The organism is Brevibacillus choshinensis (assembly GCF_016811915.1).
In the GTDB taxonomy this organism is placed as follows: Bacteria; Bacillota; Bacilli; order Brevibacillales; family Brevibacillaceae; genus Brevibacillus; species Brevibacillus choshinensis_A.
The window spans coordinates 1,395,565-1,415,484 of record NZ_CP069127.1; the positions used below are offsets into that span (position 1 = coordinate 1,395,565).

Below are 19,920 nucleotides of genomic sequence, written 5' to 3' on the forward strand. Positions count from 1 at the left end.
GTGGGCAGTCTTCAGGAGTTTAGAGGAGGCATATTCCTATGTTGAGAAAAGCAAAAATCGTATGTACCATCGGACCGGCGAGCGAATCGGTCGAAACACTGAAAAAGCTGATTCATGCAGGGATGAATGTGGCCCGGCTCAATTTCTCCCATGGATCCCATGAGGAGCACGCAGCACGTATCGTAAACATCCGCAAGGCGTCAGAAGAAACAGGCAAGCCTGTAGCGATCCTGTTGGATACAAAAGGACCGGAAATCCGCACGGGGACTCTCGCAGTCGATGCAGTCGAGCTGATGGAGGGAAATACGATCGTACTTACGACCGAAGAGGTGGCCGGTACCGCCGAACGTGTCTCCATCACCTATGCGGAGCTGCCAGAGGACGTGAATCCGGGCGATACCATTTTGATCGATGACGGTCTGATCGGTCTGACCGTGCAAGAGGTAAAAGGAAACGACATCGTCTGCCTGATCAAAAACGGAGGGACCCTCAAGAGCAAAAAGGGTGTCAACGTTCCAGGAGTCAAAATCAACCTGCCAGGAATTACGGAAAAGGATGCGCAGGATATTGAATTTGGCATCGAGCAGAAGGTAGACTTCATCGCGGCTTCCTTCGTGCGCAAGGCATCCGATATTTTGGAGATTCGTTCGATCCTGGAGCGTTATGATGCAAGCATCGATATCATCGCCAAAATCGAGAACCAGGAAGGCGTCGATAACGTAGACGAAATTCTGGTTGTGACAGACGGCATCATGGTGGCACGCGGCGATTTGGGCGTCGAAATTCCGGCGGAGGAAGTTCCGCTTGTACAGAAAAAGCTGATCAAGAAATGTAATGAGCTGGCAAAGCCGGTGATTACCGCTACGCAAATGCTCGACTCCATGCAGCGCAATCCGCGTCCGACCCGTGCGGAAGCAAGCGACGTAGCCAACGCGATCTTTGACGGGACAGATGCGATCATGCTGTCCGGCGAGACGGCTGCCGGTAAGTATCCGGTAGAATCGGTGGAAACGATGGACCGAATCGCAGTGCGTGCTGAGCAGGAGCTCAACTATCGGGAGATCTTGTATACCCAAGCGCAGCTCAAGCAGATCACCATCACAGACGCGATCAGCCAGGCAGTGTCAAACGCAGCGCTCGATCTGGATGCAGCAGCCATCATTACGGCTACCGAGAGCGGCCATACAGCTCGGATGGTATCCAAATTCCGTCCCAAGGCACCTATCGTAGCCGTGACGCCGCATTCCCACGTCATCCGCCGCTTGTCGCTCATTAACGGCGTCTATCCGGTACTGGGTGAGATGGCAAACACGACGGATGAAATGCTGGACATGTCTGTTCAGGAAGCACTCGAAGCAGGCTTCGTGCGCCACGGAGACCTCGTGGTGATCACGGCCGGTGTACCTGTTCGCGAGGTGGGAACGACCAATCTGATGAAAATCCATGTGATCGGCGATGTCGTCGCAAAGGGGCAAGGTATTGGACGCAAGGTCGTAACGGGCAAAGTGGTGATCGCTCGCTCGGCCGAGGAGGCACTGGCGAAAACGGAAGAGGGCTCCATCCTGGTGACGATCGGCACCGATTCGGACATGATTGAGGCCTTCAAAAAGGCTGCTGCCGTGATCACGGAAGAGGGGGGACTGACCTCCCACGCTGCGATTGTCGGGCTGAATGTAGGCGTCCCTGTCATCGTAGGCGTTCCTTTGGCAACGGAAGTGCTGAAGGACGGACAAGTCGTGACAGTGGATTCCGAGCGCGGGCATATCTACTCAGGTCACGCTCGAGTTCTCTAGGTCAAAAGTTTCATTTCTGCGCATAAGCGAGTTTGCGAGGGTGACTTGATGTCACCCTCTTTGGCGTTGGAATAAAAGGCTGCAAAACCTGTCTCGTTTCAAATAATACCAATAAACGGTGGTTTTTAGGTAATGCAATACAGGGGGGAATCTGTTAAAATCGTCTGGTTGCTTGCAGCGGACCCGACGCGTTTGGGTAGTCAAACATGCTGTTGCAGCCAAAATTGTTCGACATGGGTTTTTCAATTTTTAGGGTAAAAGAATCATGTAGCCCGCCGAGTCAAATGCCGATACATAGAGGGTTATGGAAGAGTTCCTCTCGTAAAATGTTCGGGAATTCATGTCAAGTATTTTTTTGAGAAACATACTATATATTGTGCTGTCGAAAATTATTGCACACTAGATGTAGGTTAAACTATTGAGTTTTTCAGATAAAGATAGTTAACTAGAGAGGAACCATTTGAAGGAGGAACCGATATGTTAGCCACTGAGTTGATTACCAGAACCCGTTTTCTGACGGATGATTTCTTGCAACAATATCCAGATTTCCCACCACATATGAGTCCGCTGGGACAGTTTGTGTACTACCGTACTTATTCTCGCTTTATTCCGGAAAAAGGAAGACGGGAAACCTGGAAGGAAACCTGCCGTCGCTCGGTGGATTACAATATTAAACTGGCTTACCAGCATCTGCACAAGATTGGGCTGCATCCGGACCTGCGCGCGATGGAGGCAGAAGCAGAAGGACTGTTTGACAACATGTTCAATCTGCGCCAATTCCTGTCCGGACGCACGCTGTGGGTAGGCGGAGCAGAGAACGGCGTAGCGGATCTGTATCCATTGGCGAACTTCAACTGCTCGTTCCTGAATATCAAATCCTGGGATGACCTGGGAGATTTGTTCTACCTGCTGCTCGTCGGAACAGGGGTAGGCTTCAAATGCACGAAGGAAATGGCTGCAGGACTCACTCCGATCCGCACGAATGTATCGCTGCTCTCGTCTGAGTACAAGCCTCTGCCGAAGCATCAACGCCTGGAGCGCTCCGAGCTGAACGTTCTGGAAAACGGCTTTGCCAAAATTTACGTAGGAGACAGCAAAGAAGGCTGGGTGGAGTCGCTTCGCCTGTACTTGCAGATCCTGACTGACAAGACATACGAGCACATCCACACGGTGAAAATCTCCTACAACAGCGTCCGTCCAAAAGGAGAGCGACTGCAGCGCTTTGGCGGAACGGCGAGCGGGCATGAGCCGCTTCGCGAAATGTTCGAAGGAATCGATAAAGTACTGAAAAACCAGATCGATCAGCATCTGGCCCCTATCGAAAGCGATGAGAAAGGCTACGGCAAGATTCGCCCGATCCACATTCTGGACATCGGCAATCTGATCGGAGCAAACGTAGTGGTCGGAGGCGTGCGACGCACAGCGGAAATCTTCCTGTTTGACCACGATGATTACGAGTGCATGATGGCCAAGTACGGCATCAATGGGTTCTGGACCGATGAGCAGCTGGAGCACCATCGCCAGGTAGGCGAGCTTTTGGGCGAGCACAAGCCTGTATGGTTTGACAGCATTCAAAAGGTGGGAGACAGTCGCTCCGGGCTGGATCATCGTCGGATGTCCAACAACTCCATTGCCTTTACCAAACAGCCATCCCGTGAATTCTTGCACCTCGTCTTCACTCTGATGCAGCTGGAAGGGGAGCCTGGCTTTGTCAATCTCGAAGAAGCAAACCGCCGTCGTCCTAATGCGGAAGGCCTGAACCCTTGTGCGGAAATCCTGCTCGATTCGTATGGAGTCTGCAATTTGACAACTGTGAATCTGGCTGAGTTCGTCAAAGACAGCGCGGATGGCTCCAAGTATCTGGATCTGGATGGCCTTCTGGAAGCACAGCGCAAATCTGCGCGTGCAGGACTGCGCATGACGCTGGTTACACTGGAGCTGCCACACTGGGATACCGTTCAGCAGCGCGACCGCTTGCTGGGTACTTCCCTGACAGGGGTAAAAGATGCACTCGCCTCTTTGGGCTACACGGAAGAGCAAGAGCTGGAGCTGCTCCGTCTTCTGGGGAATGCAGCGCGTGATGAAGCCAACCGCTATGCGTACGAGCTGCGCGTCAACTCTCCGTTGCTCGTGACTACCGTGAAGCCAGAGGGTACTCTGTCGCAAGTAGCAGGTGGGGTTTCCAGCGGTCTACACTGGTCCCATTCGCCATACTACATCCGCCGCATCCGCATCAACGCGGAGGATCCATTGGCGAAAGCGGTACAGGCACTGGGCTGGAAGGTAAACCCAGAGGTAGGTACTCCAGGCGATACGTACGAAGAGCGCATGGCGAATGCCCGCACACTGGTTATCGATTTCCCGGTTGCTTCCGGTGCGAAAGAAACGAAAAACGAAGTGAGTGCCAAACGACAATTCGATACGTATTTCCGTTTCCAAAAGGAGTATACCGAGCATAACTCTTCCAATACGATAACCGTTCGCAAGGAAGAATGGGGCGAAGTGGAAGAGATCGTATACGGCAATTGGGATAATTTCGTAGGGGTTTCCTTCCTGCAATTGGATGGAGGGAACTATCAATTGGCGCCGTACGAAGAATGCACACAAGCTGAATACGAAGCGTTGAAGCAGTCGATGAAGGCGTTTGATCCATCCATTTTGCAGCAGTTTGAAACAGGCGGAGATGCCGACCTGTCGACCGCTGAATCCTGCGAAGGCGGCGCTTGCCCGATTCGTTAAGGCTAGCTGCTATAGAAAATTGAAAGCAGGGAAGGACTATGATTCAGTCCTTTCCTGCTTTTTTCGCATGCTCCCGGGAATGAGGAGACCAAGTGGATAGTGTCGGGGCGGTGTGACATGAATGCAGAGGAAGGATGACGCGCATGTCAGATATGGGTTATAGTTCCTAATGGAATGTTTTGAAAAGGAGAGAGAGAATTGCGCAAAAAACATGCAGCTATTATTCTGATGATCCTCATGCTACTGACAGCTTGCAGCAACTCCGGACAAAACCCCGTTTCGGAAGAGGAAGCCCGAAGCATTGATGTCTCCAAATATTTCCCTGCAAAGCCAGGGACCACGCTTGTCTATGAGACGTACGGACCTGCAGGAGAGGTCGTGAGCACGAGTTATCAAGTCGTCAAACAGTACGGCTCATCCATGCTCCGCAACGAGCAGGCTGACTTGACGCTCGCAGTTGTGGACAAGACGAAAATGGAAACCGACAAGACGCTCACGTTGGAAAGCGTGACCGTGTACCAGGTTTCTTCCCAGGAAATCAGGCAAATCCATACCCAGAACAATGCACTGAATCTCAATCCCGACCGTCAGATCGTCTCTCTCATGAACACTCCTTCTTGGCAGGCAGACGAAGAGACGAAAGCAACCATCACGGGTTTCGGCAAGACGGTAAGTACTTCGATCGGAAAATTTACAGACTGCATCGAACTGCACGAAGTAACGGAGTCACAAAAGGGGACGAGAGTGGAGAAAAAAGTCTATCGCGCACCAGACGTAGGGATCGTGCGAACCGAAGTCAAATTGCCGGATGGAAAAGACTTCACAGCGTTTACAGAGCTGGTGGAATATCGAGTGCCAAACGGCGAAAGGCAAAACGCCGAGAAAACAGACGAAAACGGACATAGCCAAACGGAAAACGGAGCTGCCCAAGGAACAGAGACAGAATATGTTAATCAGGAGTTTGGTTTTCACCTCCAGCTACCCGAAGATTGGGCCAACCGGTATCGCGTAAAGGAAGATCATTGGGCACAGGATATGGTGAAAACGATCGACTTTTCGTACGATCCTGGAAATGGTGAGTATTATGGCGTTTTCAGCGTCCTCGTGAAGAAGGGTGAAATGTCACAAGAAGAATGGAATGCACAAGGCTATAGTGAAGGGGGATGGAGGTACATTATGGCCAAGGATGGCTACACCTTTTCCTACGTACCGTCGATGGAACCGCCAGCTGAGCTCTTGGATGGTACCCATCAAGCGGAATTGGACGAGCTGTCCCGAGTTATCAACGAAACGGTTTCGTCCATCTTCGAAACGTTTCAATAATCACTTGCTTCAGTTGGACCCGGCTTGTCTTCTCGCAAAGTCACCACTTCATCATTTATAGCGAGAGACATGGTACAATATAGAGACAAAGAGAAAGGGGCGATAGCTGCGTGAATCCTGTCGTTCATTCGCACCGTTTGCGTGTCCGTTACAGTGAGACCGATCAAATGGGCGTCGTCTACCATACCAATTACTTAAATTGGTTTGAAGTTGGCCGCACCGAATTTATTCGCCACGCGGATCTGACTTATCGAGAGCTGGAAGAAAAGGGTGTATTGCTTCCTCTGACTGATGCAAGTATTTCCTATAAAAAACCGGCGAAGTACGACGACGAGGTCGAGATTCGGACCCATGTGGACGAAATCACGTCAGTGCGATTGACCTTTGCCTACGAAATCGTCCGGGTCAGCGATGCCGAGCTTTTGGTCACAGGCAAGACGATGCATGTATTTACGAATGCCGCATTTAAACCCATTCGTCTATCCCGCACAGAACCAGACGTGTACGAATGGCTAGAGAATCAACACAAAGGGGGAGAATAACCATGCTGCTGCGCATCCTCATCGTCTTGTTTATTGTCGTACCCGCCATCGAACTTTGGGGTCTTATTTCAATAGGCAAAGTGATTGGGGGATGGAGCACGGTTGCTTTGGTCATCTTAACGGGAATTGTCGGCGCATGGCTGGCCAAGCAGCAAGGCATCCAGGTCGTCCGCAACGTTCAGTTTCAGCTCTCGCGTGGCCAGATGCCGACAGAATCCCTGATTGATGGTGCTCTTGTTCTCTCTGGTGGGATTATGCTGTTGTTCCCGGGTTTCTTCTCAGATGTGATGGGGATCCTCCTGTTGATCCCGTATACGCGCCTCATCGTGCGGCATTTGATCAAAAAATGGCTGTGGTCGATGATCTCATCGGGCAAGATCCAGCTCTTGTTTCGCAGGTAAACGAAGAAAAAGAACCGTTCCTGTCTGTCAGCCCGACAGCAGTGGAAACGGTTCTTTTTGCATTTATGTACGCTTTCCTCTGATATAACCCCATATATCAAAAAAGACATCAGCTTTGACAAGGGCATTGATCATGACCAGAGAGACGGGACCAATGATCAGTCCCAAAAAACCAAAGAGCTGCAAGCCGACAAACAAGGCTACCAATGCCAATAGCGGGTCCAGTCCCACGTTTTCAGCGACCACTTTTGGTTCGATAATCTGGCGGAAGATCAGCACGACCGCATACAGGATGGAAAGTCCGATGACGAGCGTGTAATTTCCTTTAAAAAACAGATAGATGATCCAAGGGATGAAGACGGTCCCCGTACCCAGATAAGGCAGCAAATCGACGAGACCCGTAATCAAACCGATTGTGATTGCGTATTCTACACGCATGATCAGGAGCCCGATGATGACGATCGCCGCCGTGAGGGAGATCAGCGTCAGCTGCGCTTTCAGAAAGCCGACGAGGGCACCGCGCAGATCGTGGAAGATTTGATCGAGTCGACTGTTGACCCCTTTGGGTAGTATTCTGCGGAAGCGCGCTTCCCATTGGTGGAAGTCCTTCGAAATAAAGAAGGCGCCCATCAAGGAAATCACCGAAACGGTGGCCATATTCGGCAAGGAAACGAGGAAATTTTTGAGACCATCCAAAAAGCGGACGATCAGATCCTGCCCCGTGTGAGTGATCGTCGAAATGCCACTCCCAATCGTAGAGTCAACTTTTTGCTGGAAATCGGGATCTAGCTGTGTGTAAAGCCACTGGATTTGATTGTAGATCCCCATGAGAAATTCCTGAGAGATCGTGCGCTGCAAATACTGAGACAGCTCTGCAGCAAAACCGGGCAGGCGCTTGGCCAGATCGCCAATTTCTACGACGGTCTCCGTTACGATCAGCGTGACTGCACCGACTGCCAGCAGCATGAGCAAAAGCAAGCAGATCGTCACGGACAGCCAGCGCGGGAATCGAAACTTTCTCGACATGAAAGTAACAGGCCGGTTGATCAGCAGGGCGATGACTAAAGCAATTAGAAATGGGTAAAGTAAGGGTGTTGCAAACTGAATGACCCATATTACGAGATAGACAAGCAGGCAAACCCATAAAAACCGAATGATTTGAAACAGTCTCTCCACCCAGTTTTCCTGATTCAAAATGGTCTCCTTTCTGACCCTGCACCAAAGGGCAAATGGTGTTGTAACTATTATGCAGTATGCTGGATAGGTCGAGCAAGTTGGCGAAAAAAACAAAACCGGGTTTCACCCTTTGAAACATTTTTTCGGTTACCTTATTCACAAAACTGCAATAATCTTTTATAATTGGGTCGTCTTAAGTGGATTCTTTTCTCTTCTCTCGCCATGCAGAGGCACTGACTCCCTTGCTGTTTTGCAAGGATCGCGTGGATGACTTTCTAGACAAGAGTGGTGGATGAAAGAAACCGCTGCCTACAAATTTCATATAGCTTTACGTTCGTGCGTGTACCAGTCGACCGGACAAGCGAAAGACTGGATAGGCACTATTACTTAGTGGAAAAGGAGAGGGAGATCTATGACAGCAACCCGTGGACTGGAAGGCATTGTTGCAGCAGAATCATCAATCTGTTCGATCGTAGATGGCGTTCTCTGCTACGGCGGGATCAACATCGACGAGCTTGCAGAACATGCGACCTTTGAAGAGGTTGTATATTTACTCTGGCATGGAGCGTTACCGAAGCGTGATCAGCTGGAAACCTTGAAAAAGCAATTGGGCGAATCCGCCGCTGTACCTGCGGAAGTGATCGAAAGCATCCGTAAGTATCCAGAAGGCATCCACCCAATGGCTGCGTTGCGCACAGCTGTCTCTTCGCTAGCGCTCTACGATACAGAAGCGCAAGACATGTCTACAGAAGCGAACTACAGAAAAGCGATCCGCTTGATGGCTCAAACTCCTACTTTGATCGCAGCTTACGAACGCCTGCGCAAAGGTCTGGAACCAGTAGCTCCTCGCGCGGACTACACCATCGCTCAAAACTTCCTGTACATGCTCAAAGGGGAAGTGCCTACTGAAACAGCTGTAAAAGCTCTGGATGTAGCCCTGATCCTGCATGCAGACCACGAACTGAACGCATCTACCTTTGCTGCTCGTGTAACCGTTGCCACTCTGACTGATATCTACTCCGGTATCGTGTCTGCAATCGGCACGCTGAAAGGCCCTCTGCATGGAGGAGCAAATGAAGCGGTAGCGAAAATGCTGACTGAAATCGGCAGCATGGACAAAGTGGAAGGCTATGTTCGCAGCAAGCTGGACAACAAAGAAAAAATCATGGGCTTCGGACACCGTGTATACAAAGACGGCGACCCGCGTGCAAAATGGCTCAAACAAATGTCCAAAGCACTGACTGCACAAATCGGACGTCCAGAACTGTATGAGATGTCTGTAAAAATCGACGACATGGTAACGGGCGAAAAAGGCCTGAAACCAAACGTAGACTTCTACTCCGCATCCGTTTACATTTCTCTGGGTCTGGAAATCGACCTGTTCACACCGATCTTTGCAATCAGCCGTATGTCCGGCTGGACTGCACACATCATGGAACAGTATGAAAATAACCGCTTGATCCGTCCTCGTGCGGATTACACAGGTCCGGTCAATCAGCATTACGTGCCAATCGACCGTCGCTAAGAAGCAAGTAGCGTAGCCTGAAAACTCATTGCTATTCCGAGCGTGGAGGAACAGGGGCTGTATCCTGTTTCAGGAACAGGGGCTTTAACCTGTTTCAGGAACAGTGGCTGTATCCTGTTCCAAACCCTAGAACTACCACCCCTCGTGGTAGTTCTCCCTACGTCTGGAAATATTCCTATTACCAACCATTTCAACATTGGAGGGGTTCTCGTGTTTAAAAACCTGACGCAACCAACTGCTGGCGAAAAAATTACTGTCGATAACGGCAAACTGGTAGTACCTAACAATCCGATCATTCCTTTCATCGAGGGTGACGGTACCGGTCCTGACATCTGGAAAGCTTCTGTACGCGTTCTGGATGCAGCAGTAGAAAAAGCATACAAAGGCGAAAAGAAAATCGCTTGGTTCGAAGTTTTCGCTGGTGAAAAATCCTTCAACCAATACAACGAATGGTTGCCTGAAGATACCCTCACTGCTGTTCGTGAATACCTGATCGCAATCAAAGGTCCTCTGACCACTCCAGTTGGCGGCGGTATCCGCTCCATCAACGTGGCTCTGCGTCAAGAGCTGGACCTGTATGCTTGCGTACGTCCAGTTCAATACTTCGATGGCGTTCCATCCCCAGTAAAACACCCAGAGCTGACTGACATGGTGATCTTCCGTGAGAACACTGAAGACATCTACGCAGGTGTTGAGTGGGCTGAAGGTACTCCAGAAGTGAAAAAAGTAATCGACTTCCTGCAAAACGAAATGGGCGTGAAGAAAATCCGCTTCCCAGAGACTTCTGGTATCGGTATCAAGCCTGTTTCCAAAGATGGTACTGAGCGTCTGGTTCGCGCAGCGATCAACTACGCGATCGACAACAACCGCAAATCCGTTACCCTGGTACACAAAGGTAACATCATGAAGTTCACCGAAGGCGCGTTCAAAAGCTGGGGTTATGCAGTGGCTGAAGCAGAATTCGGCGACAAAGTGTTCACTTGGGCACAATACGATCGCATCAAAGCTGAAGGCGGCGACGCTGACAAGGCACAAAAAGAAGCAGAAGCAGCTGGCAAAATCATCGTAAAAGACGTGATTGCCGACGCGTTCCTGCAACAAATCCTGACTCGTCCAGCTGAGTACGATGTAGTAGCTACCCTCAACCTGAACGGTGACTATGTATCTGATGCTCTGGCTGCTCAAGTAGGCGGTATCGGTATCGCTCCAGGAGCAAACATCAACTACCTGACAGGACATGCGATCTTCGAAGCAACTCACGGTACTGCTCCGAAATACGCTGGATTGGACAAAGTAAACCCATCCTCCGTAATCCTGTCCGGAGAAATGATGCTCCGTCACCTGGGCTGGAACGAAGCAGCTGACCTGCTGATCAACTCCATGGAAAAAACCATCTCCGCGAAAACAGTCACTTACGACTTTGCTCGCCTGATGGAAGGTGCAACTGAGCTGAAATGCTCCGAGTTTGCTGACGCTTTGATCAAAAACATGTAAGATAGAGGTTGTACTTGATTGGATAAGAAACCACACATTTGGAGGGGATTATTCATGGCTTTCCAACGCAAAAAAATTGCGGTGATTGGTAGCGGCTTTACAGGTGCAACTACAGCATTCATCCTGGCTCAAAAAGAACTGGGTGACGTCGTTCTGGTTGACATTCCTCAACTGGAAAACCCGACAAAGGGTAAAGCACTGGACATGATGGAATCTGCTCCGGTACTCGGCTTTGATGCAACCATTACAGGTACGGCTGACTATGCAGATATCAAGGATGCTGACCTGGTTATCATCACAGCAGGGATCGCACGCAAGCCTGGTATGTCCCGCGATGATCTCGTAAACACAAACGCTGGCATCATGAAATCCGTAGCGGAGCAAGTAAAAACACATGCTCCGAACTCCACTGTTATTGTTCTATCCAATCCGGTAGACGCAATGACCTATACGTTCTACACCACTTCCGGCTTCCCGAAAGAACGCGTCATCGGTCAATCCGGCGTTCTGGATACAGCTCGTTTCCGTACCTTCGTGGCTATGGAGCTGAATGTATCGGTAGAAGACGTAACTGGCTTCGTGCTAGGTGGTCATGGCGACGACATGGTTCCATTGGTTCGCTACTCCTACGCTGGGGGTATCCCACTGGAAACATTGATTCCTAAGGATCGTCTGGATGCAATCGTACAGCGCACCCGCACCGGCGGCGGCGAAATCGTAAACCTGCTGGGTAACGGTTCTGCATACTACGCTCCAGCGGCTTCCCTCGTCCAAATGGCAGAAGCCATCCTGAAAGACAAAAAACGTATTCTGCCTTCCATCGCTCTGCTGCAAGGCGAATACGGCTACAACAACCTGTACTTGGGCGTGCCTACTCTGCTGGGTGCAAATGGCATCGAGAAAATCTTCGAGCTGGAACTGACAGCAGAAGAAAAAGCAGCGCTCGACAAGTCTGCTGATTCCGTACGCAACGTCATGGCAGTTCTGAAATAAGAATAGCGTTCCCATGCAAAAGGCGCCTTTCATCTGGAAGGCGTCTTTTTGCATATTCGGAGGAATAATACCTAACAATGACCTGAAAATCTGAGCGGGAAGGGGATGTCGTTCATGAGAGTCCACATCAGGCGAGTACCTGATGGAAAGATCACCCTGCAGGAGACGTCAAAGGTCGCCATCATCACCATTAACCGCCCAGCAGCTCGCAATGCGCTGACGGCCAACATGTGGAAGGAATTGGCGCGCATTGGGCAATTGGCTGGCAATTCGACAAAAGCGAAGGTTATTTTGCTCAGGGGGACTCCCGGGCAATTTACGGCTGGAGCGGATATCAAAGAGTTTTGCGGGATGACGGTGGAGGAAGCCGAGCAAGCCTTTGTGCAGATGGAAGAAGCCATATCTGTATTTGAAAAGGTCCCGATGCCTGTGATCGCGGCGGTAGACGGTCCGGCAATGGGAGCCGGGTTTATCCTGTCACTGGCCTGTGATATGCGAATAGGGACGCTGAAAGCACGGATGGGCATCCCTGTAGGCAAGCTGGGAATCACCGTGGGTCCTTCCTTTATGCGCAGGATCATCCGGTTGATCGGACCGAGTCGGGCAACCGAGCTGGTCTATACAGGAAAACTGATTGACGCAGAAGAAGCAGCGGGCATGGGACTGCTCAACCGACTGATCACCTCAGAGGACCTGGACAAAGCGGCTTTGAAGCTCGCGGGAGTGGTCATGGAACAATCGGGAGCATCACTTCGGGCAGTGAAGCGGGCGGCACAGCATTGCGAATGGAAGCAGGAGGAGACATGGAGCTTTGTGGACCCTGCTGACTTTCCGGAGGGCTGCCTGGCCTTTGCCGAAAAGCGAAAGCCGAAGTTTTCGACAGGGGAATAATTGGATTGTAAAGGTGTCTTTACAAAAAAATTACTTGTCTTACGCAAGCCCGATTTGGCAGACTGAGAGTGTAGGGAGAATAAACAGACAAGAAACAGCAAGTGAATGATGGGATTCAGCAGGATGGTAACGCTAGGGGGAAAAGAGAACATGATCAAAGTATTGGTAGTGGATGACGAACCTTCCATTGTGAAGCTGCTGCAATTTAACTTGGAGAAATCAGGTTTTCAGGTGGTGACCGCCTTTGACGGGAAACAGGCATTGGATATGGTCAAAAGCGAGCAGCCTGATTTTATTATTCTCGATTTGATGCTGCCGAAGATGGATGGAATGGATGTATGCAAGACATTGCGCCAGGAGCGCGTAAACACACCCATTCTCATGCTGACGGCAAAGGACGATGAGCTCGACAAGATCCTGGGTCTGGAGCTCGGCGCGGATGATTATTTGACGAAGCCGTTCAGTCCGCGTGAAGTGATTGCCCGGGTCAAAGCGATCCTGCGGCGCATGCAGGCGGCTCCCGAAGTTTCGGTTACTCAGGAAGATGTTGTTCTGCAATTCGGGGACATTCGCATCTATCCGGAAAAATATGAAGTGTTCCGCAATGATACCAAAGTGGAGCTGACTCCAAAGGAGTTTGAGCTGCTGCATTATCTGGCCAGTCATCACGGACGTGTCCTGACGCGTGATCAGTTGCTCAACGCCGTTTGGAACTACGACTTTATCGGGGACTCCCGGATCGTAGACGTCCATGTCAGCCACTTGAGAGAAAAGCTGGAGGATGACACGAAGAACCCCCGCTACATCAAAACGGTCCGTGGCTTGGGGTACAAACTGGAAGGATAACGGGAGGCACTACCTTTGACTCGCTTTCGTATCAAACTCACCTTGACTATACTTGGATTGATCTCGCTGGTCCTGCTGCTGATGGGGATGTACTTTGCCAAGGTGCTCGAGAATTCCTACCTGCAGTCCTTGCATGAGCTGCTGTCGCGGGAATCCAAGCTCATTGCACAGGCAGTGCGCTTTCCGGATGTTTTCTCAAACAGGACAATACTTGAAGAGCGAGTGCTGCAGGTAGCTCCTAGCGACGAAGTGAGACTGACGGTCATCGACAAGGATGGCCTCGTTTTATATGACAACAGCACGCAGGCAAATGAAATGGAAAACCATCATGACAGGCCGGAATTCCTCGCAGCGCTGAACGGGGATACAGGAATCTCGCGCCGCTACAGTGTAACGTTGGGACACGATATGATGTATGTGGCGGTTCCCGTCATGCAAGGCACCGAGATCGTGGGAGCAGTCCGTTCCGCCATGTCCATGAAAGACATTACGGATACGATCCACAACATGTGGTACAGCTTGCTGACTGGCCTCCTGGTTACGCTGGTGGTTGGTTCGATCGTCGTTTCCCGCATTTCTTTTTCCATTATACGACCGATCGAAGAGATTACTCGCGTCGCCAGAAATATCACACAACGCCAGTACGAGAGCCGAGTGCGGATCAAGGCAAAGGATGAAATCGGCCAGCTGGCTGGGGCCATCAACTTTATGGCATCCAGTCTGGAGCAGCAAATGTACGAAATCTCGGAGAATCAGCAGCGCCTGTCCGGTGTGCTGACCAATATGACCAGCGGCGTGATCTTCATCTCCGAGCAGCGGCGGATCATGCTGGTCAATCCTGCGGTGGAAAAACTGCTGGGCACGCCAGGACATGAGATCGTAGGGAAGCTGCACATTGAAGCGGGCAAAAGCTTTGGCCTGAGCCAGTACATCGACCGCTGTCTGGATAAGAGTGAAAAGTTCCGCGAAGAAGTTCACATTTACTATCCAGAGGAGCGTGTGCTAGATGTGAATTTTGCCCCGTATATCAACTTTAAAGGGGAATCGCGAGGCGTAGTGGTAGTGCTTCACGACATCACGGACATACGTCGGCTGGAAAAGATGCGCAGTGATTTCGTGGCCAATGTGTCCCATGAGCTGAGGACGCCGATCACCTCGATCAAGGGCTTTACCGAAACACTGCTGGAAGGCGCTATGCAGGATGAGGAGACATGCCGCAATTTCCTGCAGATCATCTCGGATGAAAGCGAGAGGCTCTACCGGATGATTCGGGACATTTTGGACCTCTCCAAGATCGAGCAGAAACGCATTCCGCTGCACATAAGCCAAGTGCATCTGCAGGAGCTGATTGCATCGACTGTGGCCATCATCAATGATCAAGCACAGCGCAAGCAATTGACCATCCAGCTGCCGGGCCAAGAATCCGATATCTCTCTCATGACGGATAAAGATTGCCTGCAGCAGATCGTACTCAACCTGTTGTCCAATGCGGTAGCGTACACCCCGGAGGGCGGCAGCATCACGATCCTGGCAAGGCATGATGAGGCTGAGCAGCAGCTAAAAATTCAGGTGATCGATACCGGAATCGGCATACCTGAAAAGGACATCCCTCGCATTTTTGAGCGGTTCTATCGCGTGGACAAAGCGCGCAGCCGCGATTCCGGCGGGACCGGGTTGGGTCTGGCGATCGTCAAGCACCTGGTGGAAAATTTGCATGGACAAATCAGGGTGGAAAGCAAAGAAGGGAGAGGAACGACGTTTACAGTGACTCTTCCGTTGGTGTGAAACTTTACACAAAGATCATATTCCCTTTACCCAGTCTCTACAATCCCCTTGTACTATTTGTCGTGACATAGATAAATATGATGTCAGTTTGTACTCGTAACTATGAAGGGGGATGAAGGATATGTCGAGGCAAGCTTTTGAAGAACAGCAGGACGTCTTGCATCGCAAGCTGATGACGATGGGGACGCTGGTAGAAGAAGCGATCCACAAATCCATCAAGAGTCTGGTCGAGCGGGATGTGCGGCTAGCGGAACAAGTCATCGGCAACGATCATGTGATCAACGAGCTGGAGCACGAAATTCAGAGCGAGTGCTTTCGTCTGATTGCGCTGCAGCAGCCGGTGGGAAGCGATTTGCGTCGCTTGGGCACGATGCTCAAGCTGGTGACGGATCTGGAGCGAATGGGAGATCATGCGGTGTCCATTGCCAAGACGACCCGACGGCTGATGACGGAGCCGTACGTCAAGCCGTTGATTGATATCCCATTGATGGCCGATCACGTGAAAGCAATGGTACGCGATTGCTTGAATGCTTACATTGCCCGTAATAAAGAAGCCGCGGAAGAAATTGCGGCACGCGATGATATTGTCGACAAGCTGTTTTCGACTATTTTCCGCGATTTGATTGAAGTGATGACCAAAAATAGCACGGCGATTTCACAAGGTACCCATCTTCTCCTGGTAGCCCAATACTTGGAGAGAATTGCAGACCATGTGACGAACATTTGTGAATGGATTATTTACATGTCGACAGGAAAATTGACGGATCTGAACAAATAATCGCCCTTATACCTCATAAAGAAAGTCGTTGCGAGCTTGCTTGCAGCGGCTTTTTTTGTACAGGTAAGAACGACCGGAGCTTATTTGAGGGCATTCCGGGACAGTGGCCCATTTGTTTTCCCGTGCATACAATACAGGGATTCAACCTGCAACAGGAAGCACGGGAGGGTATAGCGATGACCAAAAGAGAACGACATATTTATGCCGCTGGTAACACCGCGAGAGGATACAAGACGTTCTTCGAATCTGTTCTGGAAGGGATGGAACGGATTTACTGTTTGACAGGCGTCGTGGAAGGAATAACGTCCCCGCTGATTGAAACGATCGGGCAGGAAATGGGCAGAAAAACGGATCGGGTCGAATGGATTCATTCCCCGTACGATAAGGGGCAATTTGATGGCGTGATTTTCCCCGAATGGAAAGTGGCGATCATGGATGGCAGCTATCCACGGAAGACGAGGCCGTTCGCCCCGGGAGTGACGGAGATCCAGGTGAATTTGCAGACCTCGCTGCATGTTGACCGGCTGACCCCTTATGCGGCGCAGATCGCAGGCTGGTTTGAAGGCATCGAACGCAAAAGCCAGGAGGCCTATGAGGCGTTTGGAGAGGCGCTGCGCATCCATGATGAATGGGAAGCGCCATATATTGCAAATCTGGATCGCGAAAAGGCAAATCTCGTGACGGAGGAACTCATCAGCCTGCTCTTTACAGATGAACCGCTGTCAAAGCCGGCGAATGTCAGGCGGATGTACTTGGGAGCAGCCACGCCCCAAGGTCCAAACGATCACATCATGAAGCTGACCGATCATCTGGAAAAACGATATTTCATCAAGGGAAGGCCTGGCTCAGGAAAGTCGACCATGCTCAAAAAACTGGTGAATGAAGCGGTCAAGCAGGGAGTTGACGTGGAAGTATACCACTGTGGGTTGGACCCGCACAGTCTGGACATGGTCATCCTCCCTGAAAAGAGTGTCGCCCTTTTTGACAGCACGGCCCCTCACGAATACTTTCCGAGCAAACCCACGGACGAAGTGGTCGACATGTACGAGCGGGCGATTGCTTCGGGGACCGACGAACAGTATGAGGCAGAGCTCACCGACATCAAAGCGCGGTATACTCAAAAAATAAAGGAAGCGACGGCATGCCTCGGGGTAGCCAAAGAGCTGCGTGATCAACTGAATCACGTGTACGTGGAAGCGACCGACCATCAGCGATTGAAGGCTGTCGTGCAGGCCATCATGAGCCGACTGGCACGCATGTAGCGCCTGAGAGTTACGGAATTCCAAAGAATCGCATGAAACCTGTCCGGCTGCTCATACTACAAGAAGGAGGTGAGCACCCGGATGGGTTATGCCTGGACTCTGGCTCTTATGCTGCTGGCCAATCCCCTTGATCCCATTCATTTTTTACAGGTGGAAATGGAGGGGAAGACGGTCGCGATGCTGGATCGATCTGATTATTCCGTCCCGCTCGAAGGGGTGCCCCTCGTGGACGAGCATCATTTGAGAATGACGATGGAGCGTTTGGGGCAAAAGGTGTACATCGAACCGAAAAACGCGACTATCAATGATAACGAAGCCATCGTTCCGGAAGTAAAGGGACGAAAACTAAATGAGGCGGACTTTCTTCAGCAATTCTATGAGTACTATTACGGCAGCGGTTCAGGACTGCTAAAAGCGAACTTCCAGGAGATCTATCCAAAGGTAGACGCGGCCTTGATGTCGCAAGTACGAAAGAAAGTCATCGGTCAATACGCGACCTATTTCAATTCGGGGAACAAAAATCGCTCTCATAACATCGCGCTCGCGTCTGCGGCGATAAACAATACGGTAGTGCTGCCCGGTGAATTCTTTTCCTTCAACAAAGTGGTAGGCAAGAGGACAAAGGCGAAGGGCTATTTGCAGGCCCCTGTCATCGTCCGTGGAGAGCTCTCAGAGGGAATCGGCGGAGGGATCTGCCAGGTTTCCTCTACGTTGTTCAACGCGGTGGATAAGGCGGGTCTGCAAATAGTCCAGCGCTATTCCCACAGTCGAAACGTCGCATACGTGCGTCCCGGACGCGATGCGACTGTCAGCTGGTACGGGCCTGACTTTGTCTTTCAAAACAAGTACGCCTATCCAATCCTGATCCGGGCGAAATCCTACGGTGGAACCATGTACGTATCCGTCCACTCCTTTCCGGAGATTGAGTACGAGCCGCGAAATGTTCCGAGTGTGAGCCGAAGAACACCTGAGGAAGGTCCAGCCGTACCTCCAGGAAACCCACCCATACTAAACGACCCGACAGCACCGGAGTAAGGTGCTGTTTTCATTTCAGTCAAGCGAGAAGTGCGGCAATTTGAGGTTTTGTCCGAGTTCATTTGAAAACGCTTTACGGTAGCGCTGACGCTTATTTTGGGAGTAGATGCCCAGGTCTTCATGATTACCTAGATAAAATTTAATGTAAAGAAATAGTTGCCATGGAATCAAAAAAGTCGTATAGTGTTTCGTGTGATAAAATTTCGCGTACGAAATATTATGTAGGAAAGGAGTGCATCATGAACAAACCATTGCATATCCGGGACTTGCTGAAACGTTTAAATAAAACTTTCGGCACAATGGCTACAAAAGAGCTGTGCAAATACGGGCTAACTGTACCGCAACTGGTTGTCATTCGGCAAATTAGCATGGAGCCTAAGACAATCGGGCAGCTCAGCAAGGCTGTTGACCTTTCGTATAGCACTGTTTCTGGCATAATTGATCGCCTGGAGAGAGAGCAATTGGTGGAACGAATCCGGGATGAAAACGATCGCCGGGTTGTCTGGATTCGGAAAACAGAGAAGATATCGGAACTGTTCGAAAAGGTTGATCTTTTATCCGGGGAATTTTACAAGCAGCATTTTAACAGCTTTTCAGAAGAAGAACTCAATAACATTATTAACTCTTTGGAAGTGTTGGTTACCAAACTAGAAGAGATAGAAAGCTGAGGAGAAACCATGAAGCGAAAACTGGTATTGTATGTCATTTTGCTCCTGCTCGTGGTGGGTGGCGGAGGCATTGGTTACTACTACTGGTATCAAGGTGCGCACTATGTGACGACACAAGATGCACGGATCACGGGCGATATTTATCGGGTCATGCCCAAAATGACAGGCAAATTGACCGGACTCGCTGTAAAAGATGGCGATGCGGTAGTTGCGGATCAAATCGTAGGACAGCAAGATACGACAAACGTCGCAGGAAACATGCTCGAAAACAGCGTACTGCGCGCTCCGATTACAGGAACTGTTATCAAGACCCAAGCTAAAGAGGGAGAGGTCGTTTCCACAGGGACTTCCGTCGCTCTCGTGATTGATGAAAGCAAGCTCTACATCTCCGCTAACCTGGAAGAGACCGAGATCGAACGTTTGAAATTGGGCCAAAAAGTAGACTTTACTGTCGATGCTTACCCTGGAAAGCAGCTGAGTGGTCATGTGATGGAGATCGGGAAAGCGACAAACTCGACTTTCTCTCTGCTGCCTGCTACGAATACAACGGGTAACTTTACCAAAGTAACCCAACGGATCCCAATCAAAATCGCTATTGATGATGCCGCTGGTCTGCACCTGGCCGCCGGTCTGAACGTTGAGATCAAAGTGCACGTGAAGGAGATGTAA

At 50.6% G+C, this 19,920-nt stretch carries 17 protein-coding genes; 16 read left to right on the top strand and 1 reads right to left on the bottom strand.

All coding sequences use genetic code 11. The annotated features are described in order from the left end of the window. Positions 1–38: 38 nt before the first annotated feature. The 5 genes from pyk (at position 39) to JNE38_RS07385 (ending at position 6,798) form a co-directional block, all read left to right on the top strand. Entirely contained in the window at positions 39–1,793 is a 1,755-nt protein-coding gene (pyk, locus tag JNE38_RS07365; RefSeq protein ID WP_203355947.1) for a pyruvate kinase, read from the top strand. Between the two features lie 477 nt (positions 1,794–2,270). Further along, positions 2,271–4,532 carry a ribonucleoside-triphosphate reductase, adenosylcobalamin-dependent gene (gene nrdJ, locus JNE38_RS07370; RefSeq protein WP_203355948.1) on the top strand — a complete coding sequence of 754 codons (2,262 nt, stop codon included), beginning with the start codon at positions 2,271–2,273 and terminating at the stop codon, positions 4,530–4,532. Positions 4,533–4,730: 198 nt separating this feature from the next. Beyond that, on the top strand, positions 4,731–5,855 hold the full coding sequence (locus JNE38_RS07375) for a hypothetical protein (RefSeq protein ID WP_203355949.1): 1,125 nt from the start codon (positions 4,731–4,733) through the stop codon (positions 5,853–5,855). A 110-nt stretch (positions 5,856–5,965) separates the two neighbouring features. Further along, positions 5,966–6,397: an acyl-CoA thioesterase gene (locus JNE38_RS07380; protein WP_203355950.1), complete on the top strand. Its 432-nt coding sequence runs from the start codon at positions 5,966–5,968 to the stop codon at positions 6,395–6,397. Between the two features lie 2 nt (positions 6,398–6,399). Continuing rightward, positions 6,400–6,798 (top strand): FxsA family protein, encoded by a 399-nt coding sequence (locus JNE38_RS07385; protein ID WP_203355951.1) that lies wholly within the window; start codon positions 6,400–6,402, stop codon positions 6,796–6,798. 63 nt (positions 6,799–6,861) lie between these two features. On the opposite strand, the gene ytvI is transcribed toward JNE38_RS07385, so the two are convergent. Then, on the bottom strand, positions 6,862–7,992 hold the full coding sequence (ytvI, locus tag JNE38_RS07390; protein WP_203355952.1) for a sporulation integral membrane protein YtvI: 1,131 nt from the start codon (positions 7,990–7,992) through the stop codon (positions 6,862–6,864). Positions 7,993–8,386: 394 nt separating this feature from the next. Between ytvI and citZ the strand changes: the two genes are divergently transcribed. The 11 genes from citZ to JNE38_RS07445 all read left to right on the top strand — a co-directional run bounded on the left by citZ (position 8,387) and on the right by JNE38_RS07445 (position 19,920). Next, positions 8,387–9,499: a citrate synthase gene (gene citZ, locus JNE38_RS07395; RefSeq protein WP_203355953.1), complete on the top strand. Its 1,113-nt coding sequence runs from the start codon at positions 8,387–8,389 to the stop codon at positions 9,497–9,499. 210 nt (positions 9,500–9,709) lie between these two features. Beyond that, positions 9,710–10,993, top strand: coding sequence for an NADP-dependent isocitrate dehydrogenase (icd, locus tag JNE38_RS07400; RefSeq protein ID WP_203355954.1), 1,284 nt, complete (start codon positions 9,710–9,712; stop codon positions 10,991–10,993). Between the two features lie 54 nt (positions 10,994–11,047). Further along, complete coding sequence (gene mdh / locus JNE38_RS07405; RefSeq protein ID WP_203355955.1) at positions 11,048–11,986, top strand: malate dehydrogenase; 939 nt, start codon at positions 11,048–11,050, stop codon at positions 11,984–11,986. 114 nt (positions 11,987–12,100) lie between these two features. After that, on the top strand, positions 12,101–12,877 hold the full coding sequence (locus JNE38_RS07410; protein WP_203355956.1) for an enoyl-CoA hydratase/isomerase family protein: 777 nt from the start codon (positions 12,101–12,103) through the stop codon (positions 12,875–12,877). A 150-nt stretch (positions 12,878–13,027) separates the two neighbouring features. Continuing rightward, positions 13,028–13,723, top strand: a complete 696-nt coding sequence (locus JNE38_RS07415; RefSeq protein WP_203355957.1) for a response regulator transcription factor — start codon at positions 13,028–13,030, stop codon at positions 13,721–13,723. 15 nt (positions 13,724–13,738) lie between these two features. Continuing rightward, positions 13,739–15,508: a two-component system histidine kinase PnpS gene (gene pnpS, locus JNE38_RS07420; protein WP_203355958.1), complete on the top strand. Its 1,770-nt coding sequence runs from the start codon at positions 13,739–13,741 to the stop codon at positions 15,506–15,508. Between the two features lie 121 nt (positions 15,509–15,629). Continuing rightward, positions 15,630–16,286, top strand: coding sequence for a phosphate signaling complex protein PhoU (phoU, locus tag JNE38_RS07425; protein ID WP_203355959.1), 657 nt, complete (start codon positions 15,630–15,632; stop codon positions 16,284–16,286). A 176-nt stretch (positions 16,287–16,462) separates the two neighbouring features. Beyond that, positions 16,463–17,548 carry a hypothetical protein gene (locus tag JNE38_RS07430; RefSeq protein ID WP_203355960.1) on the top strand — a complete coding sequence of 362 codons (1,086 nt, stop codon included), beginning with the start codon at positions 16,463–16,465 and terminating at the stop codon, positions 17,546–17,548. A gap of 81 nt (positions 17,549–17,629) precedes the next feature. Further along, complete coding sequence (locus tag JNE38_RS07435) at positions 17,630–18,583, top strand: VanW family protein (RefSeq protein WP_203355961.1); 954 nt, start codon at positions 17,630–17,632, stop codon at positions 18,581–18,583. Between the two features lie 239 nt (positions 18,584–18,822). Further along, a complete protein-coding gene (locus tag JNE38_RS07440; protein WP_203355962.1) occupies positions 18,823–19,251 on the top strand; it encodes a MarR family winged helix-turn-helix transcriptional regulator in 429 nt (142 codons plus the stop codon). A gap of 9 nt (positions 19,252–19,260) precedes the next feature. Continuing rightward, positions 19,261–19,920 carry an HlyD family efflux transporter periplasmic adaptor subunit gene (locus JNE38_RS07445; protein ID WP_203355963.1) on the top strand — a complete coding sequence of 220 codons (660 nt, stop codon included), beginning with the start codon at positions 19,261–19,263 and terminating at the stop codon, positions 19,918–19,920.

What these genes read in the sequence shown, in the direction of transcription:
- pyk (WP_203355947.1), top strand. Translation starts at nt 39, where the DNA reads ATGTTGAGAAAAGCAAAAATCGTATGTACCATCGGACCGGCGAGCGAA.
- nrdJ (WP_203355948.1), top strand. Translation starts at nt 2,271, where the DNA reads ATGTTAGCCACTGAGTTGATTACCAGAACCCGTTTTCTGACGGATGAT.
- JNE38_RS07385 (WP_203355951.1), top strand. Translation starts at nt 6,400, where the DNA reads ATGCTGCTGCGCATCCTCATCGTCTTGTTTATTGTCGTACCCGCCATC.
- citZ (WP_203355953.1), top strand. Translation starts at nt 8,387, where the DNA reads ATGACAGCAACCCGTGGACTGGAAGGCATTGTTGCAGCAGAATCATCA.
- mdh (WP_203355955.1), top strand. Translation starts at nt 11,048, where the DNA reads ATGGCTTTCCAACGCAAAAAAATTGCGGTGATTGGTAGCGGCTTTACA.
- JNE38_RS07410 (WP_203355956.1), top strand. Translation starts at nt 12,101, where the DNA reads ATGAGAGTCCACATCAGGCGAGTACCTGATGGAAAGATCACCCTGCAG.
- JNE38_RS07415 (WP_203355957.1), top strand. Translation starts at nt 13,028, where the DNA reads ATGATCAAAGTATTGGTAGTGGATGACGAACCTTCCATTGTGAAGCTG.
- phoU (WP_203355959.1), top strand. Translation starts at nt 15,630, where the DNA reads ATGTCGAGGCAAGCTTTTGAAGAACAGCAGGACGTCTTGCATCGCAAG.
- JNE38_RS07430 (WP_203355960.1), top strand. Translation starts at nt 16,463, where the DNA reads ATGACCAAAAGAGAACGACATATTTATGCCGCTGGTAACACCGCGAGA.
- JNE38_RS07435 (WP_203355961.1), top strand. Translation starts at nt 17,630, where the DNA reads ATGGGTTATGCCTGGACTCTGGCTCTTATGCTGCTGGCCAATCCCCTT.
- JNE38_RS07440 (WP_203355962.1), top strand. Translation starts at nt 18,823, where the DNA reads ATGAACAAACCATTGCATATCCGGGACTTGCTGAAACGTTTAAATAAA.
- JNE38_RS07445 (WP_203355963.1), top strand. Translation starts at nt 19,261, where the DNA reads ATGAAGCGAAAACTGGTATTGTATGTCATTTTGCTCCTGCTCGTGGTG.